The organism is Amycolatopsis orientalis, assembly GCF_000943515.2.
GTDB lineage: Bacteria > Actinomycetota > Actinomycetes > Mycobacteriales > Pseudonocardiaceae > Amycolatopsis > Amycolatopsis orientalis.
Genome location: NZ_CP016174.1, coordinates 3,032,957 through 3,046,173, shown reverse-complemented (window position 1 = coordinate 3,046,173; position 13,217 = coordinate 3,032,957). Strand labels below are relative to the sequence as shown.

Here is a 13,217-nt window from a genome sequence, read left to right as displayed (position 1 = left end):
GCCGCGAAACGACTTGGAGAAACGAAAAATGATCTTCGGAAGCGTACGGCGCGGCACCCGCGTCAGCGTCGACAACGAGCGGTGCGAGATCTTCGGCTTCTGCGAGATGGAGGCGCCTGCCACCTTCAAGATCGGGCCGGACGGCAAACTCCGCATCCGCCGGATGGTCGACCGCGATGGTCTGGACCAGGCCATCTCCGCCGCCCGGCTCTGCCCGAAGCAGGCCATCAGAGTCAAGGGAGAAGGGGCGTACGACGATGAGTGACGGAGATCGGATCGTCATCGTCGGAGCAGGCGTCGCCGGGCTCCGCTCCGCGGAACGCCTGCGAGAACTCGGTTTCGACGGCGAGATCGTCCTGGTCGGCGACGAGCCGCGGAAGCCGTATCACCGGCCGATAGTGTCCAAGGAGCTCATCACCGGCGGGGTGAAGCCGGTGGCCGCGACCCTGGAGCCCTACCTCGACCTGGACGTCCACTGGCGACTCGGCACGCGCGCGACCTGGCTCGACACCAAGGAACGCACGGTGCATCTGCCGGGCGGGGAATCCCTCTGGTACGACGGCCTGATCGTCGCCACCGGTGTCCACCCCCGGCATCTTCCCGGTTCACCGCGGCACGACCCCCGGGTCCGGGTCCTGCGGACCGTGGAGGATTCACTCGCCGTCCGGCGCGCCCTGGGGAACAGCAACAAATCCGTCGTGGTGATCGGCAGCGGGCTGATCGGGAACGAGTTCGCCGCGTCGATGCGGTACATGGGCCGCGACGTCACCCTGATCGGCCACGCGAAGGCGCCGTTGCACCGCTTCGGGGAGCGGATCTCGGCGGCGCTGACGAAGGAACACCAGCACCATCGGGCCAAGCTGGCGATGAACACCGAGGTGCGGAACTGGATCAGCACCAAGGAGACGGTCGGGTTGCACCTGACCAACAACCAGTTCCTGGTGGCCAGCTGCGTGGTGCTCTCGATCGGCAGCGTGCCCGCCGTCGACTGGATGCGCGGCTCGGGCCTGACCATCGACGACGGTGTCCTGTGCGAATCGACCCTGTACGCCGTCGGGGCGGAGGACGTCGTGGTCGCCGGAGACATCGCGAAGTGGCCGAACCTGCGGATCGACGAGACGCCGCGGCGGGTCGAGCACTGGATGAACGGCGTCGAATCCGGGCGCGCGGCCGCGGAGAGCCTGATGCTCGGCCGGGCCAACGCACGGCCGTACACCCCGCTCCCCCGCGCCTGGTCGTCGCTGTACGACACGCGGCTGCAGACCGTCGGGATGCCGTCGCTGGGCAAGGACACGATCGAACTTTCCGACGGGGTCACCGGTTTCGTCCGCGACGGCAGGCTCATCGGCGCGGCGGGCTGGGACCGGCCGAAGGCGATGATCCACTGGACCGCCGAACTCGACCGGCGGCTGCCGGTGCCCGAGCCGGTGTTCCCCGCGCCCGCCCCCGCCGAGCCGTCGTTCGCTGCCGCCGTCGCTTCGGGCGGGGACGGGACGCCGATCGGGGAGGACATCCTGGCCCCCTTCGAGCGGGACTTCCTGTCCGACACCCCGACCGCGGCCGTACCCGCGCAGGAGGAGATGCCCTGGGCTCGCGTTCCCGCCGGGTGACCCGGGTTCGCGACGAGGACCGGGGCCGCGCGCGGCGGCCGCGGTCCCACCAGGTGGCGGTGGGTCGCTGGGCCTCCGCGCCCACCGCCACCCTTGGGGAAGCCGGGAGTACTGGGACCGACGGTGATTCGGGCACCGCCGGGCCCCGTTCTCCGGGCTTCCCGCGGCAGGCGGGGCCCTTCCGGGCTTGACTCACCTGGAAGGGCCCCTCTGGTCTCGTGAGTGGTGATGCCATGAGAGAAAACTGTTCACGATGTCTTGAAACAGGACAGACGGTTCTATTGAGGGGTAAGCCAAATGTGGCGCGTCCCGGTGCGGGTCCGGACTGGCTGACGGAAGCCGGGCCTTGACCACGGATATCCACAAGGGACACTTTCCCGGCGATCAATGTCCGACTTGAGCAGTTTGCCCGGCCTCGCGAGGTGGTCGTGAGTGGCAAATAGGGTTCTAACCCTCATTGCCACTCACGACCCCGCACAGGACCGCACAGATCGACATCAATCGGACACCGAGTCGCCGGAAACTGTCCTTTATAGACAGTCAAGAGGCGCACCCCGCCTCCTCCGGGGGCCCCTCGCCGGGCACACGGTAGTGAAGGCCTCCTTCGCTACCGTGAGGGCAGACAAGGGGGACCTTCACGGCGGCGAGCCGATCACGCCACGTTTGCCTTACCCCGCTATAACCGTCATTACCACTCACGAATCTTTTGCTTTCAGGACCACCGTGTCCTCCGGGCCGACGACGCGCCCGTCCGAGGCGTGGACTTCGAGTGCTCGCAGCGGACGCCGGCCGTCACGGTCCACCAGCTCCGACCGCGGTTCCCCCGCGGCGAAGAAATGCGCCTCGCCCCACTGTCGCAACGCGACGATCACCGGGAACAGGTCGCGGCCCTTGGCCGTCAGGACGTATTCGCTGTACGTGCTCCCGTCCGAAGCCGGGACCACGTCGAGTACGCCGTGTCCCACCAGCGCCCGCAGCCTGGCGGACAGGATGTTCTTCGCGACGCCCAGGCTGCGCTGGAACTCACCGAAGCGCCGGACGCCGTCGAAGGCGTCGCGCACGATCAGGAGCGACCACCAGTCGCCGATCGTGTCGACCGAACGCGCCACCGGGCACGAAGCGTCGTCGAACGTCGTCCGTTTCACCATGGTTGCATCTTACAACCGGCATGCTCTACCGTCCGAGTGGTATCAAGTTGAAACCACTATGGGAGGGTCTGTGCGCCGCGGAGTCGTCCTGCTGTTCGCCGTGGCCGCCGGGACGGCCGTCGCCACGATCTACTTCGCCCAGCCCCTGCTGGTCACCATGGGCACCGATCTCGGGATCGCCGCGTCGACCGTGGGCGCCATCGTCACGCTCACGCAGCTCGGCTACGGCCTGGGCCTGTTCCTCCTGGTCCCGCTCGGTGACCTGCTCGACCGGCGGCGGCTCGTCACCGGGCTGCTGACGCTGCTGGCCCTCGCCGAACTGGTCGCCGCGACCGCCGCGAACGGCGGGGTGCTGCTCGCCGGGATGGCGGCGATCGGTGTGCTCGCGGTGGTCACGCAGATCATCGTCGCGTTCGCCGCCTCGCTGGCCTCCCCCGGCGAACGCGGGCGCGTGGTCGGCCTCGTGACCACCGGCGTCGTCCTCGGGATCCTGCTCGCACGCACGGTGTCGGGCGCGCTGGCCGACGTCGCCGGCTGGCGCGCGGTGTACCTCGCGTCCGCGGGGGCGACGGTGCTGATCGCGATCGTGCTGTATCGCGTGCTGCCCGCCTCGCCTTCCGCCGGACCGGGTGTGAACTACGGGCGGTTGCTGCGTTCCACCCTGTCCCTCTTCGCCGAGGAACGGGTCTTCCGGGTGCGCGGGACGCTCGCGCTGCTGATCTTCGCCGCCTTCGGCACCCTGTGGAGTTCCGTCGCCTTGCCGCTCAGCGAGGACGGTCTCTCGCACACCGCCATCGGCGCGTTCGGGCTGGCCGGGGCGGCGGGTGCGCTGGCGGCGGCGCCCGCCGGACGGCTCGCGGACCGCGGCCGGGCACGGTGGGCGACCGGGACGGCGCTGGGCCTGCTCCTGTTTTCCTGGCTACCGCTGGGTTTCACACGCGCGTCACTGTGGGCCCTGGTCGCGGGCGCCATCCTGCTCGACCTCGCCGTCCAGGCCGTGCACGTCACGAGCCAGACCCTGATCTACCCGCTCCGCCCGGACGCGGGCAGCAGGCTGATCGGCGGGTACATGATCTTCTACTCGGTCGGCAGCGGTGTGGGAGCCATCGGTTCGACGGCCGTCTACGCCTTCGCGGGCTGGGCCGGTGTTTGCCTGCTGGGCGCGGGTTTCAGCGCCCTGGCGCTCGCCGTATGGGGTGGGCTGGAGCTCAGAGCCGCTCGATGATCGTCACGTTCGCCGTGCCGCCGCCCTCGCACATCGTCTGCAGCCCGTATCGCCCGCCCCGTCGTTCGAGTTCGTGCAGCAGGGTCGCGAACAGTTTCGTCCCGGTCGCCCCGATGGGATGACCGAGGGCGATACCGCCGCCGTTGACGTTGACGCGCTCCGGATCGGCACCCGTCTCCTCGATCCACGCCAGGACGACGCTCGCGAACGCCTCGTTGACCTCGAACAGGTCGATGTCGTCGATGCTCAGCCCGGTCTTCCGCAGCGCGTGCGCGGTCGCGGGGATCGGCCCGGTCAGCATCCACACCGGATCGGCCGCCCGCACCGAAAGATGGTGGATCCGCGCGCGCGGCGTGAGGCCGTGTTCCCCGACGAACTTCTCCGACGCGATGAGCGTCGCGCTGGCACCGTCCGAGATCTGGCTGGCCACGGCCGCGGTGATGCGCGAACCCTCGCTCAGCGGGTTCAGCCCGGCCATCCGCTCCAGACTGGTGTCACGCCTGGGCCCCTCGTCCAGGCCGGCACCGGCGAACGGGGTGATCTCGGCGGCGAACCGGCCTTCGTCGATGGCCGCGATCGCCCGCCGATGACTGCGGAAGGCGTACTCCTCCATCGCCTCGCGGGTCAGATCCCAGTGCTCGGCGATCATGTCGGCACTGCGGAACTGCGAGACCTCGACGCTGCCGTAGCGCTCCTGCCAGCCCTTCGAGCCGGAGAACGGGTCTTCGAAGCCGTACTCGCGCCCGGCCAGCATCGCCGCGCTGATCGGGATGGCGCTCATGTTCTGCATACCGCCCGCGAGGACGAGGTCCATCGTCCCGGACAGCACCGCCTGCGCGGCGAAATGCACGGCCTGCTGGCTCGAACCGCACTGCCGGTCGATCGTCACGCCCGGCACGTGGTGCCCGAAACCCGCCGCGAGCCACGCCGTCCGCGCGATGTTCCCGGACTGCGGCCCGAGTGTGTCGCAACAGCCGAGGATGACGTCGTCGACCAGGTCGGCCTCGACACCCGCTCGCTCGACGACGGCCTGGATGACGTGGGCGCCGAGGTCGGCGGGATGGACGGCACTGAGCGATCCCCCGCGTTTGCCGACCGGGGTCCGGACCGCGTCCAGCACATATGCCTCAGCCACGGCGTCTCCTTGTCTTCGTCGCGATTCCGTCCAGCAGGATCCCGAGGTACTGCTGCGCGACGTCGTCCGCGCTGAGCGTGCCGCCGGGGTTGTACCAGCGCACCGCCACCCAGACGGTGTCGCGGATGAACCGGTAGGTGAGTTCGACGTCGAGGTCCTCGCGGAACACGCCCGCCGCGATCCCGTCGGTGAGGATCCCGTTCCACAGTTTGCGGAACTCGGTGTTGCGGTCGTTGAGGTAGCCGAACCGCGGCAACTGCATCAGGTGCTTCGCCTCGGATTGGTAGATCGCCACCTCGGCGGGCCGCCGGTGAATGGATTCGAACGAGGCCACGACGACGGCTTCGAGGGTTTCCCGCGGGCCCTTGCCTTCCGCGACGATCTCGGCGTAGGCGCCGAAGAGTTCGTCGAGGAAACCGGTGAGGATCTCGTCGGCCATCGACTCCTTCGAGTCGAAATGGTGGTAGAGGCTGCCCGAAAGGATTCCGGCCGCGTCCGCGATGTCCCGCACGGTGGTCGAGACATAACCGCGCTCGGCGAACAGCTTCGCCGCCAGGGCGAGCAGTTCGGCGCGGCGGGACCCTGGACTGGCTTTCATTACTACCTCATTGTCTGGTGGTGAACTCGCGGCCGCGATCGACGTCGGCAGGGCGCCGACCGGTAAGTCACGTCACGTCCGAACGAAAGGCGCCCTGCCACCGCGATCGCGGGGCCTCCGGCCGGGGCGAGTTCACGCGTACGGTCATTTTCACCAGGTTAACCCTCTGCTTCGCCAACAGGTCTCACGCATGCTGGGAACTCACGGACACGACCTCGCCGGTGAGGTACGACGAGTACTCACTGGCGAGGAACACCATCACATTCGCCACTTCCCAGGGTTCCGCCGCCCTCCCCGACACCTCGCGCGCGGTGAGTTCGGTGAGCAGTTCCTCGCTGGTCACCTTGGCGAGGAACGGATGCATCGCCAGGCTCGGCGCGACGGCGTTGACGCGGATGCCGTGCCCGGCGACGTCGACGGCCGCGCACCGGGTGAGCGCCATGACACCCGCCTTCGCCGCCGCGTAGTGCGCCTGCCCGGCCTGCGCGCGCCAGCCGATCACCGAAGCGTTGTTGACGATCACCCCGCCGCCGCCCTGGGCGATGAACCGGTTCACGGCGGCCCGCGTCGCGCGAAAGGTGCCGTTGAGGGTCACGTCGATGACCCGGGCCCACTCGTCGTCGGTCATGTCCACTATGGACTTGGTGCCGCCGAGTCCGGCGTTGTTGATCAGTACGTCGATCCGGCCGTAGCGCTCGGCGGCGCCGTTGACGAGCGCCTGGATCTGATCCTCCTGCGTGACATCACACGCGATCGCGTGGACGTCGCCGAGTTCGGCGGCCTTTTCCGCGAGCCGCCGTTCGTGCCAGTCGCTGATCACGACCCGGGCGCCTTCCTCCAGCGCGCGTTTCGCCACCGCGGAACCGATCCCGGTCCCGGCCGCCGCCGTCACCACGACCACCTTGTCCCGCAGGAGGTTCGCCCCCTCGGGGTACTTCGGCACCGGGATCACTGTCGCACCTCCCTGGGCAGGCCGAGCACGCGCTCGGCGATGACGTTGCGCTGGATTTCGTTGGAGCCGCCGTAGATCGTGTCGGCGCGGGTGAAGAGGAAGAGGCGTTGCCAGGCGTCGAGGCCGTCTTCGGCGAGCATGCCCCGGGCACCGCGGACGAGCATCGCGAGTTCCCCCAGGCCCCGGTGCCAGTTCGCCCAGACCAGTTTGGACACTTCGGCGACGCCGGGTGACGAGTCGCCGAGGGTGCGGATCGCGTGCGCCCGCATGACCTCCAGGCCGACCCAGGCGCGGTCGATCCGTTCGGCGATCACCGGATCGTCCGGGGCGATCCTGGTGAGTTCTTCGAGTTCCCGGCGGAAGCCGACCTGCTGCCCGAGCGTCGCGACGCCGCGCTCGAAGGCGAGCGTGCCCATCGCCACGCGCCAGCCGTCGCCCGGTTCGCCGACGACGAGGTCCTCGGCGGTGCGGGCGCCGTCGAAGAAGACCTCGTTGAACTCCGACGTCCCGGTGAGCTGCCGGATCGGGCGGACCTCGACCCCGGGCTGCCGCATCGGGACGAGCAAATAGGACAGTCCTTTGTGGCGTTTCGAGCCGGGTTCGGTGCGGGCGAGGACGAAACACCAGTCCGCCACGTGCGCGAGTGACGTCCACACCTTCTGGCCGCGCACTACCCACTCGCCGCCTTCGAGGGTCGCCGTGGTCGACACGGCGGCGAGGTCGGATCCGGCGCCGGGTTCGGAATAGCCCTGGCACCACAGTTCTTCGACGGCCACGATCGGGGGCAGGAAACGTTTCCGTTGTTCCGCCGTGCCGAACGCGATCAGGGTGGGGCCGAGGAGTTCCTGGGCCAGATGACTCACTCTCGCCGGCGCGTCCGCTCGCGCGTACTCCTCGTGGAAGACGACCTGCTGTTCGAGGGTCGCGCCCTGGCCGCCGTGTTCGACCGGCCAGCCGACGCAGGTCCAGCCCGCCTTGGCGAGCCGCCGCTCCCATTCCACGCGTTCGTCGAAGGCCTCGTGCTCCCGGCCGGGACCGCCCAGGCCACGCAGTTCCGGCGGCAGGTTCTCCGCCAGCCAGGTGCGCACGCGGTCACGGAAACCGTCCTGAGCCACGCCTGCCTCCTCTAGCCAAACCAGGGCCTGCTGCGTAGGCTACCCTACCAAGCACTTGCTAGGGAGGGACGATGTCCGAAGGGACCATCCCGGCGGCGCTCGACACGGCCGCGGAGCGCTTCGCCGGGCGGGAAGCCCTCGTCGACGGCGAAGTCCGGCTCACCTATGCCGAACTCGCGCGCCGGGTGCGGCAGGCGGCGTGGTTCTTCGAGGGCCACGAGCGGGTCGCGCTCTGCTCCCCCAACACCTGGCACTGGGTCGTCGCCGGCCTCGGCGCGCTGTACGCCGGTGCGACACTGATCCCGGTCAACACCCGCTTCACGGCCCGCGAAACCGTCGACATCCTCGAACGCGCGCGGGTGTCCGCGCTGGCGATCACCGGCACGTTCCTCGGCACGGACCGGCTGGCGGACCTCGGCGCCGCCCGCCCCGGCACCGTGCTGCGCATCCCCGTCGAAGGCACCGAAGACCCGGTCGACGGCGTCACGGAATGGGACGCGCTGGCCGGATACGACGACGCTTTCACCAGTCCCGCCAAGGCGGACGACGTCAGCGACATCCTGTTCACCTCCGGGACCACCGGCCGCAGCAAGGGCGCGATGAGCACTCACCGGCAGGCGATGGGCGTCGCCGAGGCCTGGGCCGAATGCGGTGGCCTGACCGGAGAAGACCGGTATCTCGTGATCAACCCGTTCTTCCACAGCTTCGGGTACAAGGCGGGCATCCTCGCCGCGATTTCGCGGGGTGCGGCCATCCTGCCGCAGCGAACCTTCGACGTCCGGGAAACCCTGCGGCTCATCGAAACCGAACGCGTCACCGTGCTCCCCGGCGCGCCCACGATCTACCAGGTGCTGCTGGACGCGCCCGAACGCGCGGACCACGACCTGTCCAGCCTCCGCCTCGCCGTCACCGGCGCCGCCCCGGTGCCGGTCCCGCTCGTCGAGCGAATGCGGGCGGAACTGGGTTTCGACGCCGTGCTCACCGCCTACGGGCTGACGGAAGCCGTCGTCGCGACCATGTCGCGACCCGAGGACGACGCGGAAATCGTGTCGAACTACTCCGGCCGCGCGACGGCGGGGTTCGAGGTGAAGCTCGGCGAACACGACGAAGTCCTGCTGCGCGGGCCGAACGTGATGCTCGGGTACCTCGACGATCCGGAGGCCACCGCCGAGGCCATCGATCCGGAGGGCTGGCTGCACACCGGTGACGTCGGCGTGCTGAACGAAGACGGCTACCTGAAGATCGTCGACCGGATCAAGGACATGTACGTGTGCGGCGGCTTCAACGTCTACCCGGCCGAAGTCGAGCAGGTGATCAGCCGGCTGGACGGGGTCGCCGAGGTGGCCGTCGTCGGAGTTCCCGACGAACGGCTCGGCGAGGTCGGCAAGGCGTTCGTCCGGCCGCGTCCCGGGTCCGGACTGTCCACAGAGGACGTCTTGGCGTATTGCGAGGGCGAATTGGCCAACTACAAGCGTCCTCGCTTTGTCGACTTCGTCGTGGAGATCCCGCGGAATCCCTCGGGGAAAGTACTGAAACGCGTGTTGCGGGAGGAGAACGGATGACCGTCGAGTACGAGCGGCGCGGGCCGGTGGCCGTCGTCACGATGAACCGGCCGGAGTACCGGAACGCGCAGAACTCGGCGATGACCTACGCGCTCGACGCGGCATTCACCCGCGCCGTCGACGATCCCGAGGTCAAGGTGATCGTGCTGGCCGGGGCGGGCAAGCATTTCTCCGCCGGGCACGACATCGGGACGCCGGAGCGCGACATGGACGTCTCCTTCGACCGCAAGGCTGTCCTGTGGTGGGACCACGTCGGCGCCGAGGGCGGCGACCAGCGGTTCGCCCGCGAGTCGGAGGTCTACCTCGGCATGTGCCGCCGGTGGCGGGAGATCCCGAAGCCGACCATCGCCAGTGTGCAGGGCGCGTGCATCGCGGGCGCGCTGATGCTGGCGTGGGTCTGCGACATGATCGTCGCCTCCGACGACGCCTTCTTCGCCGATCCCGTGGTGCGCATGGGGATCCCCGGCGTCGAGTACTTCGCGCATCCCTGGGTCCTCGGTCCGCGTGCGGCCAAGGAGGTGCTGTTCACCGGTGAGCGCTTCACGGCACAGCAGGCCAAGGAATGGGGCATGCTGAACCGCGTCGTCCCGCGTGCCGACCTCGAAACCGAGACGATGGCGCTGGCGGAGAAGATCGCCGTGATGCCGCGGATGGGGCTCGCGCTCGCCAAGAAGGCGGTCAACCAGGCCGAAGACCTGATGGGGCTCCGGTCCGGAATGGACTCGGTGTTCGGGCTGCACCACTTCGCGCACGCGCACAACGCCGAGGTGTCCGGGGGTGACTCCTTGGGCGGGCAGGACGCGCGCTCGATGCGGGACGCGAACAGGACCTCGTGATGGATCTCGATCTCGACGAGCGCACGCTCGCCTTCCGCGACGAAGCCCGCACCTGGCTCGCCGCGAACGTTCCCGCCGAGCCGCTGAAGTCGTTCGACACGGCCGAGGGATTCGCACAGCACCGGGACTGGGAAGCGAAACTGGCCGATGCCCGGTGGTCGGCGGTCTCGTGGCCGCGGGAACTCGGCGGACGGGACGCGAGCCTCCTCGAATGGGTGTTGTTCGAAGAGGAGTACTACGCGGCGGGCGCGCCGCCCCGGGTCAACCAGAACGGCATCTTCATGCTGGCGCCCACCCTGTTCTCCCACGGCACGGAAGAGCAGCGACGGCGGATCCTGCCGAAGATGGCTCGCTCGGCGGAAGTCTGGGCTCAGGCATGGTCGGAACCCGAGGCGGGCAGCGACATCGCCGCGCTCCGGAGCACCGCGACCCACTGCGACGGCGGCTGGCGAGTCAGCGGGCAGAAGACGTGGAGTTCACGGGCGACGTTCGCCGACCGGGCCTTCGGCCTGTTCCGCAGTGATCCGGATTCGGTGCGGCACAAGGGTCTCACCTATCTGATGGTGGATCTGCGGGCCGAAGGTGTCACCGTCCGGCCGATCCCCCAGCTGGACGGCGAACCGGGGTTCGCGGAGATCTTCTTCGACGACGTCTTCGTGCCCGACGAGGACGTGATCGGCGCTCCGGGGGAGGGCTGGCGGGTCGCCATGACGACGGCTAACAACGAACGGGGGCTGTCCCTGCGCAGTCCCGGCCGGTTCCTCGCCGCGGCCGATCGGCTGGTCTCACTGTGGCACGAGACCGGACGTCCCGCGCACACCGCCGACCGGGTCGCCGACGCCTGGATCGGCGCGCGGGCCTATCAGCTGTACACGCTCGGCACCGTCACCCGGCTCTCCGAAGGCGCCGCGCTCGGGCCGGAGTCGAGTGTCAACAAGCTCTTCTGGTCGCATCTCGACGTCGCCCTGCACGAGACCGCGCTCGACATCCTCGGCCCGGACGCCGAACTCCGCGGCCGGTGGAGCGAGGGATGGCTGTTCTCCCTGGCGGGCCCGATCTACGGCGGGACCGACCAGATCCAGCGGTCCATCGTCGCCGAACGGCTGCTCGGCCTGCCGAAGGGGGCCCGATGAGATTCGCGCTCTCCGGTGAGCAGGAACAGTTCTCCCGCAGCCTGCACGATCTCCTGTCCGGTTTGGACACCGACACGGCCAACCGGTCCTGGGCGGCCGGTGATCCGGGTCCGGGGCTCAAGATCTGGCGACGGCTGGCGGAACTCGGCGTGACCGCGCTGGCGGTCCCGGAACGGTACGACGGGCTCGGCGCCACCCCGGTCGATCTGGCCGTGGGCTTCGAACGGCTGGGGTACCACTGCGTTCCCGGTCCGTGGACCGACACCGTGGCAGTGTTGCCGTCCTTGCTGGACGACGAACTGCTGACCTCGGTCGCGTCCGGGGAGACCCTGGCGTCGGTGGCGTTCGCGCCGCATGTGCCCTACGCCTTGGATTCCGACGTCGCCGACGCGCGTATCGTGGTCGAGAACGGCAGGCTGCGCGCGTTCACTCCCGGCGCTTCTCTGTCCTCTGTAGACGGATCGCGCCGCTTGTTCCCGCCAGTCTTGGGCGACGACCTCGGCACGGCGCTCGACGCGGATCACGCGTTCGAACTGGGCTGCCTGGCCACGGCGGCGCACCTACTCGGCGCGGGGCGGTGGCTGCTCGACACGTCCGTCGCGTATGCCGCGCAACGCAAGCAGTACGGGCGGGAGATCGGCGGGTATCAGGCGATCAAGCATCTGCTCGCCGATGTGGCGACCGCCCTCACGCTGGCCGAGCCGCTGCTGTTCGGCGCGGCCGTCACCCTGGACCGCCGCGACGTCTCCGCCGCCAAGGTGGCCTGCGGCGACGCGGCGCACCTCGCCGCCCGCACCGGCCTGCAGGTGCACGGCGCGATCGGCTACACCGCCGAACACGCGCTCGGCCTGCGGCTGACCCGGGTCCGCGCGCTGACCGGCGCCTGGGGCACGCCGCGATTCCATCGGGAGCGGGTGCTGTCATGACGTTCACCGCCGAGCAGGAGGCGCTGCGGGACAGCGTCCGGAAGCTACTGGAACGGGAAGCGGATCCCTGGCCGGACCTGTGCGAACAGATCGGCGTGGCGGCGCTGGCCGTTCCCGAACGCTTCGGCGGGCTCGGGGCCGGAACGGCCGAACTGCAAGTGGTGGCCGAGGAACTGGGCCGGGTCCTCGCCGACGTCCCGTTCCTCGGTTCGGCCGTGCTCGCCGTGCACGCGGTGCTGGCCACCGGGGACGACGAGACCTGCGCACGCCTGCTCCCCCGGCTCGCCGAAGGAACCGTCGGCGCGGTGGCCTGGGCCGATGCCGAAGGCCAGTGGGGAGACCCAGCCTGCAGGGCCTCAGGGTCCACTGTGGATGGTGAGGCGCATTATGTGCTCAATGGCGACGAAGCCGAGATCCTGCTGGTCGTGGCCGGCGGTTCGCTGTACGAGGTCTCGGGTCATCGTGCCGTGCGGACCCCGGCGATGGACGAGATCCGGCGACTGGCCCGCGTGACCTTCGACCACGCTCCCGCCCGGCTGCTCGGCCCGGTCGATCTCGCCGCTCTGCGGGATGTCGCGTGCGCCGTCCTCGCCGCCGAGCAGGCCGGAGCGGCGGCGCGGGCGTTGGAGCTGACGGTGGAGTACAGCAAGCAGCGGCATCAGTTCGGCAGGCCGATCGGCGGGGTCCAGGCGCTGAAGCATCGAATGGCGGATCTCCACGTTCTGGTGGAGACCGCCCGTTCGGCGGCCTACGCGGCGCCGGAGTCGAGCAGGCTGGCGGCGGTGGCGAAGGTGTACTGCTCAGAAGCGCTGGCGACGGTGGCGGGCGAGATGATCCAGCTGCACGGCGGGATCGCGATCACCTGGGAGCATCCGGCGCACCGCTACTTCAAGCGGGCGCACGGCGCGGCACAGCTGTTCGGCGCGCCCGGCGAGCACCTCGAGCGGGTACGACCGACGGTCTCGTGAGTGGTAATG

13 protein-coding genes are annotated in these 13,217 nt (G+C 69.5%); 8 read left to right on the top strand and 5 right to left on the bottom strand.

Translation table 11 applies throughout. The features are described 5' to 3' along the window. The first annotated feature begins 28 nt into the window (after positions 1 to 28). Complete coding sequence (locus tag SD37_RS13590) at positions 29 to 265, top strand: ferredoxin (protein WP_005164337.1); 237 nt, start codon at positions 29 to 31, stop codon at positions 263 to 265. Further along, entirely contained in the window at positions 258 to 1,610 is a 1,353-nt protein-coding gene (locus tag SD37_RS13585) for an NAD(P)/FAD-dependent oxidoreductase (RefSeq protein ID WP_044854352.1), read from the top strand. The genes SD37_RS13590 and SD37_RS13585 overlap by 8 nt, the downstream gene beginning before the upstream one ends. A 695-nt stretch (positions 1,611 to 2,305) precedes the next feature. Here the strand turns inward: SD37_RS13585 and SD37_RS13580 are convergent. After that, positions 2,306 to 2,758: a winged helix-turn-helix transcriptional regulator gene (locus tag SD37_RS13580; RefSeq protein WP_044854351.1), complete on the bottom strand. Its 453-nt coding sequence runs from the start codon at positions 2,756 to 2,758 to the stop codon at positions 2,306 to 2,308. 70 nt (positions 2,759 to 2,828) lie between these two features. On the opposite strand from SD37_RS13580, the gene SD37_RS13575 reads away from it, so the two are divergent. Beyond that, positions 2,829 to 3,983, top strand: a complete 1,155-nt coding sequence (locus SD37_RS13575) for an MFS transporter (RefSeq protein WP_052675069.1) — start codon at positions 2,829 to 2,831, stop codon at positions 3,981 to 3,983. On the opposite strand, the gene SD37_RS13570 is transcribed toward SD37_RS13575, so the two are convergent. From SD37_RS13570 to SD37_RS13555, 4 genes are all read right to left on the bottom strand, one after another. After that, the gene (locus SD37_RS13570; RefSeq protein ID WP_044854349.1) at positions 3,967 to 5,118 is read right to left on the bottom strand and encodes an acetyl-CoA C-acetyltransferase; all 1,152 of its coding nucleotides are present in this window, start codon (positions 5,116 to 5,118) and stop codon (positions 3,967 to 3,969) included. The genes SD37_RS13575 and SD37_RS13570 overlap by 17 nt on opposite strands. Beyond that, positions 5,111 to 5,716, bottom strand: coding sequence for a TetR/AcrR family transcriptional regulator (locus SD37_RS13565; protein WP_044854348.1), 606 nt, complete (start codon positions 5,714 to 5,716; stop codon positions 5,111 to 5,113). Before SD37_RS13565 ends, SD37_RS13570 begins: the two co-directional genes overlap by 8 nt. Positions 5,717 to 5,900: 184 nt before the next feature. Continuing rightward, positions 5,901 to 6,668, bottom strand: a complete 768-nt coding sequence (locus SD37_RS13560; protein WP_044854347.1) for an SDR family oxidoreductase — start codon at positions 6,666 to 6,668, stop codon at positions 5,901 to 5,903. Continuing rightward, entirely contained in the window at positions 6,665 to 7,783 is a 1,119-nt protein-coding gene (locus tag SD37_RS13555; protein ID WP_044854346.1) for an acyl-CoA dehydrogenase family protein, read from the bottom strand. The genes SD37_RS13560 and SD37_RS13555 overlap by 4 nt, the downstream gene beginning before the upstream one ends. A 71-nt stretch (positions 7,784 to 7,854) precedes the next feature. Here SD37_RS13555 and SD37_RS13550 point away from each other — a divergent pair, with 71 nt between their 5' ends. Genes SD37_RS13550 through SD37_RS13530 form a run of 5 tightly spaced genes read left to right on the top strand, consistent with a single transcriptional unit; the run spans position 7,855 to position 13,208 of the window. Next, on the top strand, positions 7,855 to 9,345 hold the full coding sequence (locus SD37_RS13550) for a FadD3 family acyl-CoA ligase (protein ID WP_044854345.1): 1,491 nt from the start codon (positions 7,855 to 7,857) through the stop codon (positions 9,343 to 9,345). Continuing rightward, the gene (locus SD37_RS13545) at positions 9,342 to 10,181 is read left to right on the top strand and encodes an enoyl-CoA hydratase (RefSeq protein WP_044854344.1); all 840 of its coding nucleotides are present in this window, start codon (positions 9,342 to 9,344) and stop codon (positions 10,179 to 10,181) included. The genes SD37_RS13550 and SD37_RS13545 overlap by 4 nt, the downstream gene beginning before the upstream one ends. Continuing rightward, a complete protein-coding gene (locus tag SD37_RS13540) occupies positions 10,181 to 11,314 on the top strand; it encodes an acyl-CoA dehydrogenase family protein (protein WP_044854343.1) in 1,134 nt (377 codons plus the stop codon). The genes SD37_RS13545 and SD37_RS13540 overlap by 1 nt, the downstream gene beginning before the upstream one ends. Next, the gene (locus tag SD37_RS13535; protein WP_044854342.1) at positions 11,311 to 12,240 is read left to right on the top strand and encodes an acyl-CoA dehydrogenase family protein; all 930 of its coding nucleotides are present in this window, start codon (positions 11,311 to 11,313) and stop codon (positions 12,238 to 12,240) included. The genes SD37_RS13540 and SD37_RS13535 overlap by 4 nt, the downstream gene beginning before the upstream one ends. Then, positions 12,237 to 13,208 (top strand): acyl-CoA dehydrogenase family protein, encoded by a 972-nt coding sequence (locus SD37_RS13530; RefSeq protein ID WP_065912826.1) that lies wholly within the window; start codon positions 12,237 to 12,239, stop codon positions 13,206 to 13,208. The genes SD37_RS13535 and SD37_RS13530 overlap by 4 nt, the downstream gene beginning before the upstream one ends. Positions 13,209 to 13,217: the final 9 nt, after the last annotated feature.